This is a genomic window from Amphibacillus sp. MSJ-3 (assembly GCF_018919165.1).
GTDB lineage: Bacteria > Bacillota > Bacilli > Bacillales > Amphibacillaceae > Amphibacillus.
The window spans coordinates 19,614-40,074 of the sequence record NZ_JAHLQM010000025.1; the positions used below are offsets into that span (position 1 = coordinate 19,614).

At 35.3% G+C, this 20,461-nt stretch carries 19 protein-coding genes, 1 pseudogene and 1 other annotated feature; of the genes and pseudogenes, 5 read left to right on the forward strand and 15 right to left on the reverse strand.

Annotated elements, in window-relative coordinates; all coding sequences use genetic code 11:
- Nucleotides 1-301: 301 nt before the first annotated feature.
- From pepF to KQI76_RS08565, 8 genes and pseudogenes are all read right to left on the reverse strand, one after another.
- Nucleotides 302-2,119, reverse strand: coding sequence for an oligoendopeptidase F (pepF, locus tag KQI76_RS08530; RefSeq protein WP_216399904.1), 1,818 nt, complete (start codon nt 2,117-2,119; stop codon nt 302-304).
- Nucleotides 2,120-2,488: 369 nt separating this feature from the next.
- On the reverse strand, nt 2,489-3,670 hold the full coding sequence (locus KQI76_RS08535; protein ID WP_216399905.1) for a competence protein CoiA: 1,182 nt from the start codon (nt 3,668-3,670) through the stop codon (nt 2,489-2,491).
- 133 nt (nt 3,671-3,803) lie between these two features.
- On the reverse strand, nt 3,804-4,487 hold the full coding sequence (mecA, locus tag KQI76_RS08540; RefSeq protein WP_216399906.1) for an adaptor protein MecA: 684 nt from the start codon (nt 4,485-4,487) through the stop codon (nt 3,804-3,806).
- A 225-nt stretch (nt 4,488-4,712) separates the two neighbouring features.
- Nucleotides 4,713-5,108: a transcriptional regulator SpxA gene (gene spxA / locus KQI76_RS08545; protein WP_216399907.1), complete on the reverse strand. Its 396-nt coding sequence runs from the start codon at nt 5,106-5,108 to the stop codon at nt 4,713-4,715.
- Nucleotides 5,109-6,145: 1,037 nt separating this feature from the next.
- Nucleotides 6,146-6,557 (reverse strand): annotated as a pseudogene (tnpA, locus tag KQI76_RS08550) (IS200/IS605 family transposase).
- A gap of 360 nt (nt 6,558-6,917) precedes the next feature.
- The gene (locus KQI76_RS08555) at nt 6,918-7,502 is read right to left on the reverse strand and encodes a GNAT family N-acetyltransferase (RefSeq protein WP_216399908.1); all 585 of its coding nucleotides are present in this window, start codon (nt 7,500-7,502) and stop codon (nt 6,918-6,920) included.
- 228 nt (nt 7,503-7,730) lie between these two features.
- Nucleotides 7,731-8,954, reverse strand: a complete 1,224-nt coding sequence (locus tag KQI76_RS08560) for a putative glycoside hydrolase (protein ID WP_216399909.1) — start codon at nt 8,952-8,954, stop codon at nt 7,731-7,733.
- A gap of 609 nt (nt 8,955-9,563) precedes the next feature.
- Nucleotides 9,564-9,857: a HesB/YadR/YfhF family protein gene (locus KQI76_RS08565; RefSeq protein ID WP_216399910.1), complete on the reverse strand. Its 294-nt coding sequence runs from the start codon at nt 9,855-9,857 to the stop codon at nt 9,564-9,566.
- A 204-nt stretch (nt 9,858-10,061) separates the two neighbouring features.
- Nucleotides 10,062-10,267 (forward strand) — a binding site (T-box leader).
- A 65-nt stretch (nt 10,268-10,332) separates the two neighbouring features.
- On the opposite strand from KQI76_RS08565, the gene trpS reads away from it, so the two are divergent.
- Nucleotides 10,333-11,322, forward strand: a complete 990-nt coding sequence (trpS, locus tag KQI76_RS08570; RefSeq protein WP_216399911.1) for a tryptophan--tRNA ligase — start codon at nt 10,333-10,335, stop codon at nt 11,320-11,322.
- Nucleotides 11,323-11,512: 190 nt separating this feature from the next.
- On the opposite strand, the gene KQI76_RS08575 is transcribed toward trpS, so the two are convergent.
- From KQI76_RS08575 to KQI76_RS08590, 4 genes are all read right to left on the reverse strand, one after another.
- The gene (locus KQI76_RS08575) at nt 11,513-12,268 is read right to left on the reverse strand and encodes a DUF3603 family protein (RefSeq protein ID WP_216399912.1); all 756 of its coding nucleotides are present in this window, start codon (nt 12,266-12,268) and stop codon (nt 11,513-11,515) included.
- Nucleotides 12,269-12,429: 161 nt separating this feature from the next.
- Nucleotides 12,430-12,627, reverse strand: coding sequence for a YuzI family membrane protein (locus tag KQI76_RS08580; RefSeq protein WP_216399913.1), 198 nt, complete (start codon nt 12,625-12,627; stop codon nt 12,430-12,432).
- A 94-nt stretch (nt 12,628-12,721) separates the two neighbouring features.
- Nucleotides 12,722-13,957 (reverse strand): beta-ketoacyl-ACP synthase II, encoded by a 1,236-nt coding sequence (gene fabF / locus KQI76_RS08585; protein ID WP_216399914.1) that lies wholly within the window; start codon nt 13,955-13,957, stop codon nt 12,722-12,724.
- 40 nt (nt 13,958-13,997) lie between these two features.
- Nucleotides 13,998-14,933 carry a beta-ketoacyl-ACP synthase III gene (locus tag KQI76_RS08590; RefSeq protein ID WP_216399915.1) on the reverse strand — a complete coding sequence of 312 codons (936 nt, stop codon included), beginning with the start codon at nt 14,931-14,933 and terminating at the stop codon, nt 13,998-14,000.
- Between the two features lie 275 nt (nt 14,934-15,208).
- Between KQI76_RS08590 and KQI76_RS08595 the strand changes: the two genes are divergently transcribed.
- Nucleotides 15,209-15,382 (forward strand): DUF2929 family protein, encoded by a 174-nt coding sequence (locus KQI76_RS08595; protein ID WP_216399916.1) that lies wholly within the window; start codon nt 15,209-15,211, stop codon nt 15,380-15,382.
- A gap of 292 nt (nt 15,383-15,674) precedes the next feature.
- Here the strand turns inward: KQI76_RS08595 and KQI76_RS08600 are convergent, their stop codons facing one another.
- Complete coding sequence (locus tag KQI76_RS08600) at nt 15,675-16,106, reverse strand: hypothetical protein (protein ID WP_216399917.1); 432 nt, start codon at nt 16,104-16,106, stop codon at nt 15,675-15,677.
- 82 nt (nt 16,107-16,188) lie between these two features.
- Here KQI76_RS08600 and KQI76_RS08605 point away from each other — a divergent pair, with 82 nt between their 5' ends.
- Together KQI76_RS08605 and KQI76_RS08610 are read left to right on the forward strand one after the other, a co-directional pair.
- Nucleotides 16,189-17,007, forward strand: a complete 819-nt coding sequence (locus KQI76_RS08605) for an undecaprenyl-diphosphate phosphatase (protein ID WP_216399918.1) — start codon at nt 16,189-16,191, stop codon at nt 17,005-17,007.
- Between the two features lie 46 nt (nt 17,008-17,053).
- Nucleotides 17,054-17,755 (forward strand): Crp/Fnr family transcriptional regulator, encoded by a 702-nt coding sequence (locus tag KQI76_RS08610; RefSeq protein ID WP_216399919.1) that lies wholly within the window; start codon nt 17,054-17,056, stop codon nt 17,753-17,755.
- 88 nt (nt 17,756-17,843) lie between these two features.
- Here the strand turns inward: KQI76_RS08610 and KQI76_RS08615 are convergent, their stop codons facing one another.
- On the reverse strand, nt 17,844-18,155 hold the full coding sequence (locus KQI76_RS08615) for a metal-sulfur cluster assembly factor (RefSeq protein ID WP_216399920.1): 312 nt from the start codon (nt 18,153-18,155) through the stop codon (nt 17,844-17,846).
- Nucleotides 18,156-18,393: 238 nt separating this feature from the next.
- Nucleotides 18,394-19,155 (reverse strand): alpha/beta fold hydrolase, encoded by a 762-nt coding sequence (locus KQI76_RS08620; RefSeq protein WP_216399921.1) that lies wholly within the window; start codon nt 19,153-19,155, stop codon nt 18,394-18,396.
- Between the two features lie 164 nt (nt 19,156-19,319).
- On the opposite strand from KQI76_RS08620, the gene KQI76_RS08625 reads away from it, so the two are divergent.
- Nucleotides 19,320-20,141, forward strand: coding sequence for a Cof-type HAD-IIB family hydrolase (locus tag KQI76_RS08625; RefSeq protein ID WP_216399922.1), 822 nt, complete (start codon nt 19,320-19,322; stop codon nt 20,139-20,141).
- Nucleotides 20,142-20,461 lie beyond the last annotated feature (320 nt).

A 20,461-nucleotide genomic window follows, 5' to 3' on the forward strand; every position in this document is an offset into this window, starting at 1 on the left:
TACGCTTACTTCTATTATTGGCTTTATTTATGGCTGTTGTGATCTTCAACATATTTGGATTGATGCGAATTGCTCCACTCTTCATAACTTTACCACTTCTGTTCATAACCACTTATTATACTCTAAGTTCATTATTTCATCGCAATATTTTTAAGGGATTCAAATGATCATGTAAATTGATGAATAATTGCTATTTGACAATATTTTGTCAGTGGGAAAGCGTAAAATACTTGAAGTAATAAAAAAACGTGGCCTTGACTTAAGCTTTGTCAAAGTACCACGTTTTTCTTGAATACTAATCTTAGTTTATTTCTTCGAATAGGGCTTCCATCTCATTCAGTTTCTCTTCAAAGATATCCAGTGCTTGCAAGATCGGTGTCTTCTCAGTCATATCAACTCCGGCCTTTTTCAGTACCTCTATTGGATAATCACTACTACCAGCTTTTAAAAACCCAAAATAACGGTCAATTGCAGGCTGGCCATCGGATAATATTTGTGCAGCCAGTGCTTGTGCAGCTGAGAACCCTGTTGCATATTGATAAACATAATAATTATAGTAGAAATGTGGGATACGTGCCCACTCAAGGCCGATCTCTTTGTCGTGAATAACAGCATTACCATAATACTTCTTATTTAACTCATAATAATGAGCCGTTAATGTATCTGGAGTTAATGCTTCACCATCTTGTTCTAATTGATGAATTAAATGTTCAAATTCAGCAAACATTGTTTGACGAAATACCGTTCCGCGAAATCCATCTAGGAATTGATTCAATAAAAAGAGTTTCTCTTTTGGATCGTCTGTTTTATTAATTAAATACTCGTTTAACAATGCTTCATTACATGTAGAGGCAACTTCAGCAACAAAAATAGAATAGTCACCATAGCGATAAGGTTGATTTTCACGTGTATAATAGCTATGTAGAGAATGACCAAATTCATGTGCAAGTGTAAAGACATTATTTAAATTATCCTGCCAATTCATCAGAATATAAGGATTTGTTCCATAAGCACCTGATGAATAAGCACCACTACGTTTCCCTCTATTCTCTTCCACATCAACCCAGCGATTAGCAAAGCCCTCTTTTAAACGTTCAATATATTCTTCACCCAGTGGCGCAAGTCCCGCTATTAAAATTTCCTGTGCTTCTTCATAGGAATATTTGAAATCCACATCTTTAACGAGCGGAGTATACATATCATACATATGCATTTCATCTAAACCTAATATTTTTTTTCTCAGCTTAACATATCGGTGTAATAGATCTAATCGATCATTCACCGTCTCAATTAAATTATCATAAACGGTTTCTGGAATATTATTCTGATCCAGTGCAGCCTCACGTGCAGACTGATAGTGGCGAATTTTAGCAAGCGCATTATCTTTTTTAATTTGACCAGACAATGTTGATGAAAAAGTATTAATGAACTTTCTATATGTTTGATACACCGCTTGAAATGCATCACGGCGAACCGACTGCTTAGCTGATTCTAAAAAGTTTATATAGCGCCCGTGAGTCAGTTCAATTTCAATCCCGTTTTCATCTTTAACTGTCGGGAAAGTTAAGTCAGCATTGTTAAGCAAACCAAATGTCTGTGATGAGCTATTGATTACCTCGCTCATTTCTGCAATCAATACTTCCTCTTTTTCTGATAAAATATGGTCAGCTTGTCGGGTAATTTCATTTAATGCTTTATCATAATGTTTTAATTCTGGCTTTTCTTCAATAAATACCGCTAACTTCTCTGTTCCAATACTTAATATTTCAGGAACGATAAAACTGATTGCACTCGTTGCCTGTGCATACAATGTTTGTGCCTTGGAATTCAAGCCTTGATAAAAGTTATTTGTTGTGTCCTGATCATAACGCATATGTGCATAGGTATATAATTTACCAATTCGCTCTAACACTTGATCCTCTAATTGCAATAATTGATATAAGTGATCCGCGGAATTAGCTAGCTTTCCCTTAAAATCAGCAAATTTCTCTAACTCTTTTACAATTTCTTTTCTCTCTTCTTCCCACGCTTCATCGGTTGCGAAGATATCCTCTAATCTCCAAGTTCTCTCTTCAGCTATTTGGTCTCTCGTCTGTAATTTACTTGCCTCTGTTGTCAATGTTTCTGCCTCCTCTTGTCATTTATAAGACTCCTTCTTCTTGTATCATTTCTACACAACTTAAGTTAATTCCTATTTAATTGTATAGAAAACTATCATTTATTGCATCCTAACTCACAATCGACTTTGAACACAAGATTCTATGCGTTAAAGGAATCCCTTACTTCAAACATTGTAGCGTGCTATAAAGTGAAACTTCAATCAGTGCGGGACTCTTCATCACCACTAAATGTTAGATGGAAGAATCCAGCTTTTACTGACTGCGTTACCCAGCTATAATCCGATGTTTTCACCTATATTATTAAAGTGAATTTTATAATCAGTTAATCAGCGATAAATAATTGAAGATTTATTTTATTATACCTCATTTTAGTCTTTTTCATGTGTATAATGCATTCTATTTTTTAATCTATTCTGAATTTGCTGATCATTTCGAAATGCTTGTTCGATCGTTTGATATTGACTAATCCGCCCATTTACAAAATATCCATCTCTTGATCTAATAATTTTTCCACCAAGAATAAAATAGTTTAAATAATTTATGACTGGATCCTCCTTCCTCTGTAGCAGTGGATATTGTGAATTAATCTTTTTTCGATAAGGTTGTATAAATACTTGCAATTGATCAAGGGTAAAATGAGACTGCTTATTAAAAAAATCATAACATAATCGTGCCTGCCATATCCAAAGAGAAACTTTCATCAGCCATTGACCTACTACTGGTAAACCAACCCAACTTGATAACAATGAAGGAGTTAATTGATTCAAATAAAGCCATTCCCTAAACTGGGATTCGTGGGAATAAGTGCGTTTCGGTAAATATAATCTAAAACGCCTTTTTTCAAACAACCATTGATCGGTAAATACTTCTACATGATTTGGCTGAAATAAATGCTTAAAGGAGGTTTCTTCAAGTGGCATAAATCGAAGTTGTCCAATCGTACGTTTTCGTCCTGATAAACAAATTAAATCATAACGCGCTAATTGTTTTACATCTGGACAATAATAAAACAACTTTGGCCATCGATCATTAAGAAACTGCTGGAGAAAATTCTGTTCTGCTGGAAGAAGGGATAAAACTTGCTGTCCTATACGATTCATTCGATTACCACCTAGAATCCAAATCGGGGTTATTCCAACGGCTTGGTAGCCATTCGTCCGCTTTAATATTTGATCGATTGGAATTTTTGCACATTGATATTCAATCGCAATCTTTTTATTATTTAAATGAATAAATAGATCTGCTCTTTGTTTTATGGTATGCAAATAATGTTCTAATTTTACAGGATAGCCTTGTTTTAGAAGCCAGTAAAATAAATCTAATTTCCCACGTTCATGATAAACTCCTTCTCCTCTTTCCTGATTTGGGCATTCTTGCTGATAGCAATGAGCAAAATGTGCGATCACTTTCTTACCAACTTTGATTAAAAGTTGACTTTGACAGACGGGGCAGAAAAATTGACTTTTACTATTTTTCAACTGGATGATTTCTTCATGGGGTAATAATGGGAGGGTTACAAAGTCACCGTTTTTTGTAACAGCTTGGAGCATAGTTCACCTTCCTTTTTCTTAATATAACAATATTCGTGATCAGCAAGCGATTTTCCTTCAAAAATACCATTAAAAAAGACAAAAAAACACACTTGATAAGACTTCGTACAAATCTTACCAAAGTGTGTCTAATTCATTTAAAATAATTTTTAATTTGGCTTAAAGCATTTTTTGAAAAAATAACTTTGCCGTATTCTAAAATAACTGGGATGGCAACCTTTTTACTTCTACCAAATTCATAAATGATACTAAGCAAATTATCTTGAACATAATCATCTAATAAATCATCATCAAATTTAACAATCAAAATATATTGGTCTTCATAATAATATAGCTCATTTTCAATTCCTTGATCGCTTTCGATTCGGTGACTTAATTGAATGATATTCTCGAAATCATCAAAGGCAATCGTATGATGAATTAAACGAGCATAGGCTTCTTCTTCTGCTGCTTGACTTTCTTCTATGTTGCTACTTTTATTCATTTGAATATCCAACATATCTTCTAACTTTTCATTAAGTTGCTTTTCTAAATTCGACGAATCAATTGGCAATTCTAAATTTTGACCATCTTTTGAAAGCTGAGCTTTTGTCACTGTAATTTCCAAACCCTTTTCCATCGCCTGAACTTGAATCCACAGTGGTCCTTCCATGTCAAAGGTTTCTTCATCGCCAGCTTCATCCATCACTTGCCAAAAAAGTTGTTCACTACGCTCGCGATTATACCAAATTTCTTCGCGATTAAATCCACGATCTTCAATGTCCGCGTAAGAAATATAAAACTTAACTGTATTTTCATTAATCCTTTCTATTTCCATCCAGTATCTCCCCCTTCGAAAAGGTTCACAGCCATCTACTTTATCTATATGATACTCTACCCTAATTAGGGATGTGCTAAGCATTAAGAACTTTTAAAGTAAATCTATATCAACTTCCTATTTTAACGCATCACATCCAAATTGTCATCCGTTTTAACTAATTTAAATCACGAAAAAACACAACCTAACTTCAAAAGGTTGCGTTTTACGATTTCATTATAAAAATCAGTTTACCATCTTTTGTGCTTCTAGTAATTGAAGATTTCTCACTTTTCTTGGCAAGAATCGTCTGATTTCATCTTCATTATAACCCACTTGTAATCTCTTCTCATCAAGGATTATCGGTCGACGTAAAATACCAGGATTCTCCTGAATCGTATCGATTAAGTTCTTTAGTGACATTTGATCAATATCCACCTCTAAATTTTGAAACGCCTTAGAACGTGTTGATATAATCTCGTCTGTCCCATCCTCTGTCATACGTAATATTTCCTTGATCTCATCAATAGACAACGTATCGGAGAAAATATTTCTTTCTTGATAAGGAATATCATGTTCATGTAACCATGCTTTTGCTTTCCGACAAGATGTACAGCTTGGTGAGGTATAAAGTGTAACCATTTGATTTCACTCCTAATAAATATATAAATTATAATTTTTAACAGATTTTTATTTTATCAAATTAAAATCAATACAATTTAATAACTAATAATAAGTATACTATATATTGTACCTTTTCGATAGACCCTTATACATATTTACAAACAATTTACACATTTACTTCTAAAAAGTGAAGCTTCCCCCACTGAGCGTTTGGTGAAGTAATCAGTCCTTTACTGACAATTGAACCTTCACTTATCATTCGACAGTTCCATCTACATGATTAAAGTGACGGGTTTACAGTCACTTAATCAGCAAGATTCACTTTCTTTATTGTATATACCCCTTTTCATTTATTTACAAACATAATTATAAGTTAAAAATTAAAATATTATTCTCAGTTAGTAAACATTCAATCACACTTAATTGAAAAAGATGATCTGATTATCAGTGCAGCAAAGTGAATCCTCACTCGGGATGTCGCCCAGTTTCTATAGGTACTAGCTTTGGAAAGTTGAATTTCCTCCTGATGATTTAGATTCAACAGAAAACGATGGCGAAATATTGAATAGTTCTTTCTAGCCATTGATGGGTAATGAGAGATTTCTTTTTGATGCTATATTTTTCGTGAATAGATGCTGGGTTGTTCCAATAATCTTCACTACGAGAAATCCTGGTTTACAAGTTTATTCAACTAACAACAGGTCTACTACTTATGAAATTGGTGTTGATACTTTTTCTGCTAGTACTGGTAGTTAGGGAGTATCTTACAATAAGAGGCAGACTTTCGGAGTGGTTATCACATGAAATACTACTCTGGTCTAAAAGCAGGAACAAAATATAGATTGGTAGTACAAGGTAGTGGAAGTGGTGTACTTGGCGCAGTTGATTGGGGACCAAAACGATAATGTTAGAATGTAAAAAACGATCAATAAGGTAATCAAAACCACCAGTGTGAACTCGTGATTTGCTCTGCAGCTGAAAGAATATGTTATCGACCCCGGCCTAAAAGGCCCACTGAATGTGTTTCCCTTTTGCATCACACTTACTCACTGTTTCTAAAAGAATCCCTTATTTTTTCTCCCAATAAACAGATCAAATTTTTCAAATAATATTAATTGATCACTCATTTAATCATCTTTAAGCTGATTTCTTATATATTCTTGAATTTTATTTTTACTTCGGTCCACTGTTTCTACAAAGTAACCCCGACACCAGAATTTGCGATTACCATATCTATACTTTAAATTCGCGTGTCGATCGAAAATCATCAAACTCCTTTTTCCTTTTAAATATCCCATAAATTAAGATATGTTTAATTTTCGTGAAATGTTGACTAGCATATGAATATGATCTTTATACGCGTTAGCTTTGTGTATTTTAACTTCTTTTCTTTCACAGCCTTCTCTTATTATTTCTCCAATGCTTCTTTTTTTATTTTCCATAGATAAATTTTGGTGTAAAAACAATATGATACTTACATCTCCATTACATATGTGCTAAACTATTCTTGTCCCGCATAGGACATGCCTCCTTCTTTCGTGAGATTTGGTGGTCGGGAAACCAACCTTATCTTACTATGAAGTGGGGCTTTTTTTGGTCCCATGCTAGAGGATCTAAGGCCCCCCGACATAGCCAGTCGTTTACAAAGAACATAACTAAATAGCCTGATACGATTTGACTATCAGTATCAGGCTGTCTTATAAATCTTTTGATTTTCGTTGGGCTATTCCCGACTGTTGATCCCTTTTTACCTCAATGGTTTCTTCTGTAAGATTGAAGGAAAGGTCCTACAGTTGGTTATTCTGTGGAAAAATAACTCTCCTTTAATTATTCATCTTTTAAACAATGAAAAATATCTTCTATCTCTCTGTTTTGGTCAAATGAAAGAACATCTTCCGTTGCTTGATATGATTCACCATACAACTGTTCGTCTTTGTAAGTATGAATATCTTCATACATCTGACACATTTGACTATAAATTTCGTCTTCTTTTGCATCGGTTGGTGACCAGTATAAAATTTCCAAAGAACTGTTTTCTTTTGTAGCTAGTGAACGCCGATTATAGCCAATTGATCTGGCATGCTTAAACCCTTCTCTGTGATAAAAGTTAAGCCTCTTGGCTGTATCACTATCTTGATAATCTACGGGCTCAACTTCTAAAATAATTGATTTGCCTTTCCTCTTTAGCTTTTCAATTATTTGATGTCCCAAGCCCTTCCCTCTAGAACTAGGTGCAACATATAAATAATCAATAAAAATAAACATTTTAAATTCAGCATACATTAAGACATGTTCCGGTCCCTCATCTTTATAATAAACATCACCTTTTTCGGTCAATAATAATTCCATATGTTCCTTTGACTTCATTTCCTCTACTGGAAAATACTCATTTAGTTTATCGAACCAATTCAAGATTTCCACCCTTTCTTATTTTAATGAAGCTTTCTTATTATAACGAATGGTCATTTTTTTGTGAAATCAGGTATACTCTCTTATTTTGGTCAATAAGCTAAAATTTAAGTATTTTTATAAAGAAAAAATAAAAAAGCTCCCTTTTTTGAGCAAATCATACCTTATCCAAGAGTTAGCTAAAGCAAGCCAACTCTTAGATAACGGCAGTATCATAGGGACTTTTTTATTTTAATCTAGCGGTGTATAGTCTACGCCTTCTGTATAGACATTACCCGCATTCCATATTAAGAATTCATCAATACCATTTTCATTTAACGCACGGATCTGAGCTTCAACCTCTGCTACACCATAACTAAATGTTTTGCCACTATATAACCAAGGGGCTTCAAAATCTTGAATCCAAGGGCGTGATCTTGGTGGATTATCCAATTGAGCCAAAATTTCATTTTCTAATTTACTATATTCATTCACTAATCGATATGGCTCTTGATCGGGATAATCAATACCGAAGTGTGGTGTCCAGTGACTTGGATAAATCATTGAAGAAATGACATCTACATTTTCAGATATTCTTGAGAAATTTTGGCCAATGCCAGGTGTTTCCTCAACAGTTACAGCATATCCAAATATATCAACAGACAAATCAACATTATAGCTTTGTAACTTTTCGTGAGCATAAGACACAAAATCCGTCACAGCTTCTACACGTTTCTTCACACCAGTTATATCAGCATTTGCGTAATCACCTTGTGAATATTCCAGTTTCTCATCCATATTTTCGAAGCCTTCTGGAAACCGTACATAGTCAAATTGAATATCTTGAAAACCTAATTCAATAGCCTGTTTAGCAATATCTAAATTATATTCCCAAACTTCTTTCATATATGGATTAACAAAAGCTTCACCCCGATTATTCACCCAAACTTTACCATCTTCTAAAAAGGAAAGATCATGGCGATTTTCAGCAAGAACACTATCCTTAAAAACAACAATTCTTGCAATCGGGTATATCCCATTTTTCTCTAACTCATCCATCATTTTAACTGGATCATCTATATAGGGCTCGGAAATTTCATAAAACGGGGATTCTTTATCTGGCCGGTATGTTAAATGACCGAAATCATCTTTTATATCAATAACCATAGTATTCAATTCTGTTGAATTAACAAAATCTAACAATGTTTGAAAACGTTCTCCCCCAGCTGAATGACCGGTTAAATAAATACCTCTCACCGCATCTGGATACTCAAAATGATATCCAGAATCATATGTAAATCGCGCTAACCTCTGGTTTTCTTCAAATACTTCAATATTTGTATCATTTGTTGCGTGATTTCTTGAAACTAGCAATTCTTGATTGACTTCCTCAGCCTTGATGATTGGTTGGTTAAACAAAAAGCTGATCAACAATAATCCGATAACTAACCAACTTCTACCATGATGCTTTTTCATAACCTATACCTCCAGTAATTAGTTAAGTGAAACGTCAATACACGTGGTTTTCACCTGCACGGTGTAGATGATGAGCATTTCCCATCTAAAACAAAAATTCTGTGCTTATTCGACACAGGGAAACAAGGGAGATAAATCCCAATGCTTCTATCTTCCTTTAGTCTTGCACACATTGTTTATTATATAAGAAAAAGATCAAGAATGATATAAGGTGGCTCGTATTACGACAAAAAGTACTATAAAAAAAGATAGTTAAAACCCCGATAAGCATTGACCTTATCGGGGTTTATTGAGTAGCTTTATTACAAATCATTTAATTGTACGATCGCAATTTTATAGTAGTAAGTGCCCATTTTTGCATCATAAGAAATAATTTAATTCAGATTCCCTAAGCGACACAACCAAATTTCTTGTGATATGGTAATTTATTAACCAATAACCCTGATTATTCACTATAAACCTCTGTTGGCGTTCCTTGATCCCTCACTTAGTTTTAAATAAAAAAGATCAGTATTTTACTAAATGTCGACCCTCTCCCTATCATTCGGTGGGGTCATTCGGATAATTGAACTGGGCGGAAATACATTCAGTTAATTTGTGACAAAGTGATTATTTCTGATAATCAAAAATTACCTCATCTTCATCATCTAAATAATCTACTTTTAAATCATGTCCATCAAAAAACCATAAATCATCGTGTTCAACAAGAAAGCGGATGTTTTCTATCTCAACAATGACACCCTTATCAATTGGTTGATCAACCTTATTAAAGGCTAGGGCAAAATTGTCTTGTACCGGGCTTGTTCCATAAATTTGCGGATAAAATTTAACATACTCGTCTTCCTTTACCCCATAATCCTCTTTAAACCATTTTAAAGCTCGATCAGTTAGAACAATTTTCATATTAAAAAATCCTTTCAATCTTATATTCATTCTAATCTATTGTATCATGATTTCCACAATTTCAAAGTCATCCGCCCTGAGTATTTTTCTCTGTTCACCAACTGCCACACGCATATCTGCTTGTCAAACCCAGATTTCTTATGGAGCAATTGCTAGTAAAGCACTTGCTATTCAATGTAGGTTTGTTTATAATGTGAATATTATATCAATGCGATGATAAAGTAAAGAATTCATATCCCCTGGTTTATAAGAGAGTCTGGTTGCTGAAAACAGACACCAAGATATGATGAAATTGGGACTTTTGAGCATGTATGTTTTAACATACCGTTTTGATCAAACGATATCTGATCTTAAAGTGATCTCATTTCCGAGATAAAGTAGGGTGGCACCGCGGTTCTATCGTCCCTCAACATTAATCGGACAATGGGTTTTTTTATTTTTAAAAATAATATATAAAAAAGAAGGATGAATAAAAATGGAAACAATTTTTTCTGGCATTCAGCCTAGTGGATCATTAACATTGGGAAATTACTTAGGGGCTATGAAGCAATTTGTTAATTTACAATCTGCTTATAACTGTTATTTTTGCATTGTCGATGAACATGCAATCACTGTCCCACAAGATCGATTAAAATTGAGAGAGAATATCCGCTCATTGGCTGCACTATATTTAGCAAGTGGGATCAATCATGAAGAGGCCACGCTTTTTATTCAATCTGAAGTACCTGCCCACACTCAACTAGGTTGGATTATGCAAACCCAATGCTATATCGGTGAACTTGAACGAATGACTCAATTTAAGGATAAATCCAATGGTAAAGAAGCAGTATCATCTGCACTATTAACATATCCACCATTAATGGCCGCTGATATTTTACTATATAATGCAAATCTTGTCCCTGTCGGCAATGACCAAAAGCAACATCTTGAATTGACAAGAGATTTAGCGGAACGATTTAACCGTAAATACAATGATATCTTTACCATTCCAAATATTAAAGTACCAGATGTAGGGGCACGAATCATGTCATTACAGGATCCTACGAGAAAGATGAGTAAGTCGGATGACAATCAAAAGGCAACTGTTTATATGCTAGACGAACCAAAACGAATCGAAAAGAAAATAAAAAGTGCCGTTACTGATTCAGAAGGTATTATTCGATTTGATCCTGAAGAAAAACCAGGCATCAGTAACCTAATGACAATTTTAGCTAGTTGTACAAATCAAACATTGAACCAAGTAGAATTGAACTATCAGGGGGTTGGCTATGGACCATTTAAACAAGATGTTGCTAATGCTGTTATTGAAGTCTTAACACCAATTCAAGAACGCTACCATGACATGATTAACTCACAAGCATTAGATGACATTCTTGATCATGGTGCAGAGAAGGCAAATCTAGTTGCTAACAGAACCCTTGCCAAAGCTAAAAAGGCAATTGGACTTGGACGGGTAAAAAAATAAATTAGTGCTTCATATAGTCAAAGGCTTCAAGCCCGCTCATTACCCATTGGTTACTCTATATTGTTGGAGTGGAGACTTACAGTTAATTAATCTGTAAGAGGTTCTATTTATTAACCACCTTATGAACGAGTGAAGCCGACAAACGTCTTAAATTAAAATAACTAGCCAGTGAATAATCGTCACAGGCTAGTTATTTAATTCTTCTCATAACAACATCATCATTTGTCATATTTGCTCTTTCCCATAGTTGTTCAAACAATAAATGACCCTTCACAATTTCCTGACAAAAATCCTCGTGTTTTTTTGACCATCCTTTGTATATATGCCGATATAATCTTTGCCAAGCTTCTTGAAAAGATAATTGACGAATCTCATGGTATTGGTCGGGTTCCCATTCCGTTAACCAATAATGAATTTCATCACAATTCTTCCCTTCCTTTAATTGATCAAGTACAAGCATTGTCAACCATTTTAATTCTCTTTCCCTACGAATTAAACCGACCATTGCTTCAGCTCCTAGAGAAAATGGATGATCTGTTTTAACTGGCACTTTTCTTTTTAACGGAAAACTTACTTGGGGCTGATTACGTATCACTTGCAAAATGCGACGTTCGTGTCGTGGTATTAAACGACTTTTTTTCAATGGCAAGTGATAACCCATCGTATCAAAGGCAAGAATACCTTCACCATCCGTTACAATTGCTGCATATTTTATAACTTCACCTTTGATAATGGTACGATTTTGGATCATATTTAGTAGTTTTCCAGGTAAATCATCGAGGTCGTTTTCAATATATTGATACATCCTTTTTTCAACATAAAGAATTGGGATCTTATCAATTAATTGGATTTTATCTTGCTTACGCCATTCAAAAAACGGACAAACATTATAGCCCTTTTCCTCACCTTCAAACCAATTTACCCAAACATCATTTATGACGATCATTGAACTACCCTCACTTGTCATGGCTTATTATGGGACATTCCCTTTGAATCAAGCTGTTAATCCTGTTTATTCAGAAGGATTCGTTTTTCTTTCTCAAAAAACGATTGTTTTCCAAACTTTTTACAGCTATAAAACAGTATCACCATTTGGTCAAATTTTATTCATTTGATTCTTTTTAATAAGCGGTAATAACCAGGTATCATTAATAAAATTCCGACAAAGAACAGTTGACATTCCGTTTGTGTTAAAACAAATTTCCAATAGCTTGTCCAACCTAAGCCAGCAGGAACAAGGTTCATATATAAAATCAGCATGACACCGCCTGTTACAGTAAAACCAAATCCGATTAAAAATAACATCAAACTCCCCCTAACGGCTTGTCCCTTCACAAATACTCTATGTCTATCCCCATAGAAAAAGACCTTCCCAACAAGTGTGAAAGGTCTTTTTCTATTATTGATATTTTTTAAACACTAAGCATGCATTGTGGCCACCAAATCCAAGTGAATTTGATAATGCCACATCAACTATTTTCTTACGTGCTTTATTTGGAACATAGTCTAAGTCACAATCTGGATCTGGTGTTTGATAATTGATTGTCGGTGGAACAATGCCTGTTTCAATAGCCATTATCGAAGCAATTGCCTCAACTCCACCTGCAGCACCTAATAAATGTCCAGTCATTGACTTCGTTGATGAAATTAATACTTGATTTGCATGTTCTTTAAATACAGCTTTGATAGCGGCTGTTTCAAACTTATCATTAAATGGAGTACTTGTCCCGTGAGCATTTATATAATCAACTTGATCCGGTCTTAAACCAGCATCTTCAATAGCTTGTAACATTGCTCGTTGGGCTCCTTCCCCTTCAGGTGCGGGAGCTGTAATATGATAGGCATCAGCTGTTGCACCGTAACCTACAATTTCAGCATATATATGTGCGTCTCTTGCTAATGCTGAATCAAGTGATTCTAAGATTAGAATCCCTGCACCCTCTCCCATCACAAATCCATCTCTATTTTTGTCAAAAGGACGACTTGCTGTTTGCGGATCTTCATTAAAAGTTAAGGCTCTTGCTGTTGAGAAACCTGCAAATGCCATATTTGTTAAAGGTGCCTCCGCTCCACCAGTAATCATAACCTCTGCATCCCCACGTTCAATCACTTTAAAGGCATCACCAATTGAATTTGTCCCCGTTGCGCATGCCGTCACAGTACAGGAGTTGATTCCTTTAGCACCTAAATGAATTGAGATCTGTCCAGCTGCCATATCAGGTATTAGCATTGGGACAAAAAATGGACTAACACGACGATAACCTTTATCTAAAAAATTTCGAAATTGTTCTTCGTATGTTTCTAGCCCACCAATGCCCGATCCAACCCAAACACCTACTTTTTCAGCATTTTGATCGTTTATTTGTAAACCGGCATCTTCTACAGCCATTTTAGCTGCACCAACAGCATATTGCGTAAACAAGTCCATTCTTTTTATATCTTTCTTACCTATATAAGCTTGTGGATCCCAATCTTTAATTTCACTTGCTACTTTGGCAGGAAAATCATCTTTATTTACTTTGGTGATTAAATCAATCCCTGATTTCCCCGCAATTAAATTTTCCCATAACTGATCTTTTTCACCTAATGATGTAATTGCACCCATTCCTGTTACAACTACCCTATTTCGTACCATTCATTTATCCTCCTCGATCAAATTTAGCTAGCTATTCAAGTTATTTACCCCAACGTAATGTCATAGCACCCCAAGTTAAGCCACCACCAAATCCAACAAGGACAATTAAATCACCATCTTTTATCTTCCCTTCGTGGACATCCTCCGATAAGGAAATTGGAATAGAGGCCGCTGAAGTATTACCATATTTATTTACCGAATAGGCCATTTTCTTTTTTGGTAATCCTAATCGTTCACGGGCAGCTTCCATAATTCGAACATTTGCTTGATGAGGAATTAAATAATCAACATCTGATTTAGTAAAACCTGCTTTCTCAACTACTTTCTCTGCAGATTCAGGCATTTTCCGAACAGCAAACTTAAACACTTCGCGTCCATTCATTCGAATCTTATTATCTTCTTGATGGAGGGCATTTCCACCACTTCCATCAGCACCAAGTTCAAATGATAAAATACCTTTATCTTCACTTACCTCACTAACAATTGCTGCCCCTGCACCATCACCAAAAAGAACACATGTATTACGATCAGTCCAATCGGTTATCTTTGACAGTTTATCCGCACCAATAACGAGAATATTTTTATATACACCCCCGTCAATAAATTGTTTCGCTGTTATCACACCGTATATAAAACCAGAACAAGCGGCACTAATATCCATTGCACTTGCTTGACTTGCCCCTAGCTTTGCCTGTAGTTGGCAGGCAAGTGACGGAAATGATTGATCAGCAGTCACCGTTGCAACGAGAATCATATCGAGCTGTTCAGCTTCTATATTAGCATGTGCTAATGCATTTATTGCCGCCTGATAGGCCAAATCAAATGTTGATTCTTCATTTTTTGCAATATGACGCGTCTCAATCCCAGTCCGCGTTCTAATCCATTCATCTGTCGTATCAACCATTTTTTCTAAATCTTTATTTGTTAAAATATCTTCAGGCAAATAATGCCCAACACCAATAATTCCAGTTGCCATATTTAATACTCCTCACTCATACTTCAATTTTCATTCATTTTAGCACTTGGTACTAATATAAGGCATAATGATAAGACAATCAAGCTTTTTTTATAAAGTGAAACTTTAATCAGTGGGGTTTGGACCTTTAGGACATGGATCATCCAGATCTTACCACATGACTATGATTTATTTTGCTCACAACGAGCAATCTTTTTGAATCATTTTATTTCATTTTCCCCTTAAATTTGATAAAATAAAAGAATAGTTATTATTTAATATATCGAGGTGAAGTCATGCGCTTTATCATAACAGTTTTCTGGTCGATTGGGGTTAGTTTTTTATTAGGTTATATCCTACCAAGTATGGGTGGATATGAGTTTGAGCTAATGCCTGTACTTTTTATGGCTGGAATTTTTAGTTTAATCGCGTTTTTTGTTGGTGAAGGGTACATTAGAGAAAGTAAATAGTTAACAAGCTTATTTAGTGATATATCTCTCACTAATATTTTTGTTCTAACCTTTAACATTAGACGATTACTTAGTGGGTCCTCCTTGACTTCTCCCTATTTGACTGGGATTAGGACAGGGACCACACTTGCTCGTCTCACCAAGACATTTGTAGTTATCTGTCCCAGCAATGGTCTTCTTAGATTAACCGTCCAACCCTTACCGACCATAATTTCCTATTCTCAAATAGAGTCTTATAGTAATTAAAGGAAAGCTAAAAAAAACCTTGCTAAATTAAGCAAGGGGTTTATAATCAGAGCAAAGGCAAAACAGTTAATGCAGCTAATGCAGCTAATGGTATAACTAGTTGGCTATATGAACCCGGATGTCCACCTGGTCCATAGGGTGGGGTGGGACTTGGATATCCCGGATAATATGGCCCTGGTCCATAAGGGGGATAAGATGTACCCGGACCATATGGTGGACGTGGACCTGGACCTGGTGGATATGGCGGGCCACCTCCGTACTGTGGGTGCGGACTTGGTGGATACATTGGGCCACCACCATATGGGTTATATTGTCTATTCTCTACTTGTAAATCATTTGATCTTGCTGGTACAGCCAAGTATACATTTTCATCATCAAAATTCATAATTATACCATTAATTTGTTCACCACTTGTTGTCTGAAGTAAAACATGCTTATTCATATGTTGCTTACATAAATCATAAATATGGTCTTGCATAGAGATCCCTCCCTTTCTCATCATTAGCCTATGCCTAAATATTTATGACGTGATTAATTATTTGAATTAACGGAGGATAAAAATGACACTTTTAGATCGACTCATTTTAATTATTCAGTATATTTTCTTAGGGTTTGTTCAAGGTTTTACTGAGCCAATCCCTATCTCATCAAGCGGTCATTTAGTGATGATCCAAGACATATTTGGTTTAAAAGGAACCGATTTATCGTTTGAAATTTTACTACACTTTGCTTCATTAATTGCCATCGTCATGATTTATTGGGATGATATCATTCACCTAGCTACAAAAGGGTGCCAATATCTTTTTAAAAAAGATCAGTCAGGGAAACAAGAGTTTAACTTTATTATTTATTTAATCATTGCAACGATTCCTGCAGGTGTATTAGGTGTTCTTTTTGAAGATGCAATTGGTGAAACCTTTAGTACAGCAAAGATGGTTGGGATTTCATTAATTGTTACAGGGATTGCGCTCTGGATTATTCGTAATTTACGTGGTCGAAAAACAGATGGTGAACTAACTATGAAAGATGCCATTATTGTGGGGCTTGCCCAAGCTGTCGCCCTTATTCCCGGAATAAGCCGTTCAGGTGCAACATTAGTAGCGGCTATGTTACTTGGAATGAAACAAGAAACAGCCTTGAAGTTTTCCTTTTTACTATTTATTCCGGTTAGCTTAGGATCATTTATTCTATCCATTGATAGCTTACTTACTGATCAATTTATCTCACAATGGCCGATTTATTTAATTTCCTTCATAACCGCTGGAGTTGCAACATACTTTTCACTTCGTTGGTTTATGAATATTATGGCGCGGGGAAATTTGGTTTACTTCTCCATCTACTGTTTTATTGCTGGGTCTATCGCTATTCTTATTCTTTAATCCGTGTCTATTTTTTTAAAAGACAAGCTGATTAGGAGTGTATGATATGCGAAAGTTAACTAAAATTAATCATTTACCGAGCGGATTAATCGACTATCTAACTGAACCTGATTATTTTATGCCCATCCAAAAAAACACCTTCCTTTTCAGACAGGGCGAGGCTGTTAATGATTTGTATGTGATTGTCTCTGGAAAAGTTTCTGTTGGCAAAACATCCTCTGAAGGGCGTGAATTAACCTTAAGATTTTGCGGTCCAAATGATTTAATTGGTGAATTTACAATTGGTGATTTGCCCATCCATTATCTTGTTGATGGTAAAATAACAGAATCAGGAGAAGTGGCGGTCTTTAATCAAAAGAGATTACTTGAAAAAATGAATGACCAGCCAGATGCTATCATTGATTTTTTGAAATTTGCTAACCTTCAACATCGGAAAGATCAAACTAAGTTTCGCGATCTACTTCTCTATGGAAAAAAAGGGGCGCTTTATTCCACTTTAATTCGCCTATCCAATAGTTACGGCAAGGAGGTTAGCAATGGAATCTTAATTGATATCCAATTGACGAACCAGGAGATCGCTAATTTTTGTGCAACATCAAGAGAATCCGTTAATCGGATGCTAAATGCTTTAAAACAAAAAGGCATCATTCAAATGGAACATGGACGGATAACGATTCTTCAACTTGATTACTTAAAAAAAGAAATCAACTGCGAAAACTGTCCAGCTGTTCTTTGTACAATAAACTAGACAAAAAAATCCGGATGAAGCTAAGTTATCTTTTTATCTTAAAAGTAATCTTAGTTCCATCCGGAATTATTTTAACCTAAATGATTAATTAATCAGGAATACCTAGGGCAATTTTGGCATAACGTGACATTCGATCTTTAGACCATGGTGGTGACCAAACGATATTCACTTCCGTATTTTTCACTTCTGGTAAATCCGCTAACGCCCCCTTGACATCTGCTTCAATATGACCAGCTAATGGGCAACCCATAGCTGTCAATGTCATTGTAACTATCGCGGTTCCTTCATCATTTAATTCAACGCCATATACAAGGCCTAGATTTACAATATCAATCCCGAGCTCTGGATCAATGACATTTTCCAAAGCACCGAGTAAATTTTCTTGTAATGCTTCATCCATTAGATTCACTCCCTTTTCCAATCGTGGCTTAATTATACCATCATTATAAACAAAAGTGTTTAAAAAATAAAGGAAAGCTTCATTCAACGAAGCTTTCCCTTATTCTACTAGATGTTAGTTAAATGAATTGAGCTTTTACTGACTGTTGATCATCTTATAATCCGATCATTTACCTTGGAAGATTGAGTGGTAATCATACAGTCAGCTAGTCTAGAGCACATAAACTGATAGATTGAGATTATTTAGTTGATTGAGCAATCCAATCTACCAGCGCTAGCCTTGCCTGCCGCGTTACCTTATGTCCAATCCCTTTTTCTTTAAGAAAGGTCACATCCTTGGTGGAAGGTCGTTCTATTAATTGATCATAGAAGGTTTTCGCATGATCGTAAGGCACGACCCGATCCTCATCACCATGCCAGATAAATAAAGGCCGATTCTCTAATTTATTTGTATTTAGTGACAAATCATATTGTTTTAGACGATCAAGTAATACTTCTTGTTCTTGTTTAGATATTGGGAGTTCAATCCCCCTCATTTCTTTTTTCTTAATCATTGCTTCAGAAAAGGCATGTAATTTTGCTGTCCCCATCATGATAGCAGCTCTTGAAATCCATGGATGACACGTTAAAGCAGCTGCTGTCGATATGCCCCCCATACTTGTCCCAGCAAGTGTGATCGATTGATTTTTAATTAACTTTAAATTAACTAATTGATCGTAAATCACTTTCAAATCAGTTAAATTATTTTCCACAATCTCGAAAAAGTGAAGTTCAAGATCAGTAGTATTCTGATTATCACGCTCTCCATGCATATAAGCATCCGGTAGAATCACCCGAAAACCTCTTTCAGCGAGTAAATAACCAATTGAGAGGTTATCCTCTTTCGCCCCTGTAATACCGTGTAAATAAATCACAATTGGCAGGGCTGAATCATAAAGAGTTTTCTTTGTACAGATAAGAACGGGAATGCCATCCCAGTTAACACGTTCGATTTGAATCATATTCATCACCCTATCTTTTTTAATTCAAGTCATAAGATTAGCATAACGATATTTATTTAATAATGCAAAAGCTGTAATTACTATTTAGTGGAAGAAACTTAATCATTTACAAGTTAATTAAACTTCATTACACTAGTATATTAGATAGATAGGGGGATTTGAAAATGAAGAACAAAAAACACTTAATAGCCTTAGACCTTGATGGTACTTTATTGACTGATGAAAAAACAATTACTAACAAGTCGAAACAAGTCCTTCAAAAAGCGAGAGAAGCTGGACATATCGTTGTCATTGCTACAGGACGCCCACATCGAGCAAGTCTTGATTATTATGAAGAATTAAATCTAAATACGCCCATGATCAACTTTAACGGTGCTTATTTACACCATCCATCAGACTCGAAGTGGGAAGTACTACATAGTCCCCTTCCGATTCGAACAGCTAAAGCAATCATTCAAACCTGTTATGATCTAAACGTACGTAATCTGATGGCAGAAGTGATTGGTGATATTTATATTGACCAATATGACAAAGAGCTGTTAGATATTTTCCATATTGATCGTGAGGAAAATCCGATTCGAGTAGGAAGCCTTAAAAATCAATTAAATGATGATCCAACTTCATTAATCATCTATCCCGAAGAGGAGCAAGTTGAGCAACTCCGGCAGAATCTTACACGGGACCATGCAGCTGTCATCGAGCATCGTAACTGGGGTGCACCATGGAATATGATTGAAATTGTTCGAAAAGGAATGAACAAAGGTGTGGCATTAGACCGACTGGCAACTTATTTTCAGATTGATTCTGAACACGTCATGGCATTTGGTGATGAAGATAACGATCTAGAAATGATAGAATATGCTGGAGTCGGTGTCGCCATGGGCAATGCGATTACGCCATTAAAAGAAGTCGCAAAATATGAAACAAGAACAAATCAAGCGGACGGTGTGGCTGTCTTCATCGAGGACTACCTACAACTTAAATAAAGTGAAGAATCAGTTAGAACAAATTTTATAATCAGCGTATATTACATGGACTGATTAACCTTTGACTGATTATTATTTACTATGCTTAACTTATTCATGCTTTCGAAAAAAAGTTAGTTTATAGCTAAATCAATCAAAATCCAAATATTTATACTTTAACCCTTTCAATATATCTGCTAGACTGATATTGATATTATTTATAGGAGCATTCCTGTAAGGAACTAAATATGAGGAAAAATCGTTGATTATGAAGAATGCAAAAAAGAAGCTCCCTTGGTACGATAGAGAGTGTCAACGTTGACCTCGAATTTAAGTACCGA

What these genes read in the sequence shown, in the direction of transcription:
- KQI76_RS08595 (WP_216399916.1), top strand. Translation starts at nt 15,209, where the DNA reads ATGCGCTTTATCATAACAGTTTTCTGGTCGATTGGGGTTAGTTTTTTA.
- fabF (WP_216399914.1), bottom strand. Translation starts at nt 13,957, where the DNA reads ATGGTACGAAATAGGGTAGTTGTAACAGGAATGGGTGCAATTACATCA.
- KQI76_RS08625 (WP_216399922.1), top strand. Translation starts at nt 19,320, where the DNA reads ATGAAGAACAAAAAACACTTAATAGCCTTAGACCTTGATGGTACTTTA.
- KQI76_RS08560 (WP_216399909.1), bottom strand. Translation starts at nt 8,954, where the DNA reads ATGAAAAAGCATCATGGTAGAAGTTGGTTAGTTATCGGATTATTGTTG.
- KQI76_RS08615 (WP_216399920.1), bottom strand. Translation starts at nt 18,155, where the DNA reads ATGGATGAAGCATTACAAGAAAATTTACTCGGTGCTTTGGAAAATGTC.
- KQI76_RS08600 (WP_216399917.1), bottom strand. Translation starts at nt 16,106, where the DNA reads ATGCAAGACCATATTTATGATTTATGTAAGCAACATATGAATAAGCAT.
- KQI76_RS08610 (WP_216399919.1), top strand. Translation starts at nt 17,054, where the DNA reads ATGCGAAAGTTAACTAAAATTAATCATTTACCGAGCGGATTAATCGAC.
- KQI76_RS08575 (WP_216399912.1), bottom strand. Translation starts at nt 12,268, where the DNA reads ATGATCGTCATAAATGATGTTTGGGTAAATTGGTTTGAAGGTGAGGAA.
- KQI76_RS08580 (WP_216399913.1), bottom strand. Translation starts at nt 12,627, where the DNA reads ATGTTATTTTTAATCGGATTTGGTTTTACTGTAACAGGCGGTGTCATG.
- spxA (WP_216399907.1), bottom strand. Translation starts at nt 5,108, where the DNA reads ATGGTTACACTTTATACCTCACCAAGCTGTACATCTTGTCGGAAAGCA.
- trpS (WP_216399911.1), top strand. Translation starts at nt 10,333, where the DNA reads ATGGAAACAATTTTTTCTGGCATTCAGCCTAGTGGATCATTAACATTG.
- KQI76_RS08620 (WP_216399921.1), bottom strand. Translation starts at nt 19,155, where the DNA reads ATGATTCAAATCGAACGTGTTAACTGGGATGGCATTCCCGTTCTTATC.
- KQI76_RS08590 (WP_216399915.1), bottom strand. Translation starts at nt 14,933, where the DNA reads ATGGCAACTGGAATTATTGGTGTTGGGCATTATTTGCCTGAAGATATT.
- mecA (WP_216399906.1), bottom strand. Translation starts at nt 4,487, where the DNA reads ATGGAAATAGAAAGGATTAATGAAAATACAGTTAAGTTTTATATTTCT.
- KQI76_RS08565 (WP_216399910.1), bottom strand. Translation starts at nt 9,857, where the DNA reads ATGAAAATTGTTCTAACTGATCGAGCTTTAAAATGGTTTAAAGAGGAT.
- KQI76_RS08535 (WP_216399905.1), bottom strand. Translation starts at nt 3,670, where the DNA reads ATGCTCCAAGCTGTTACAAAAAACGGTGACTTTGTAACCCTCCCATTA.
- KQI76_RS08605 (WP_216399918.1), top strand. Translation starts at nt 16,189, where the DNA reads ATGACACTTTTAGATCGACTCATTTTAATTATTCAGTATATTTTCTTA.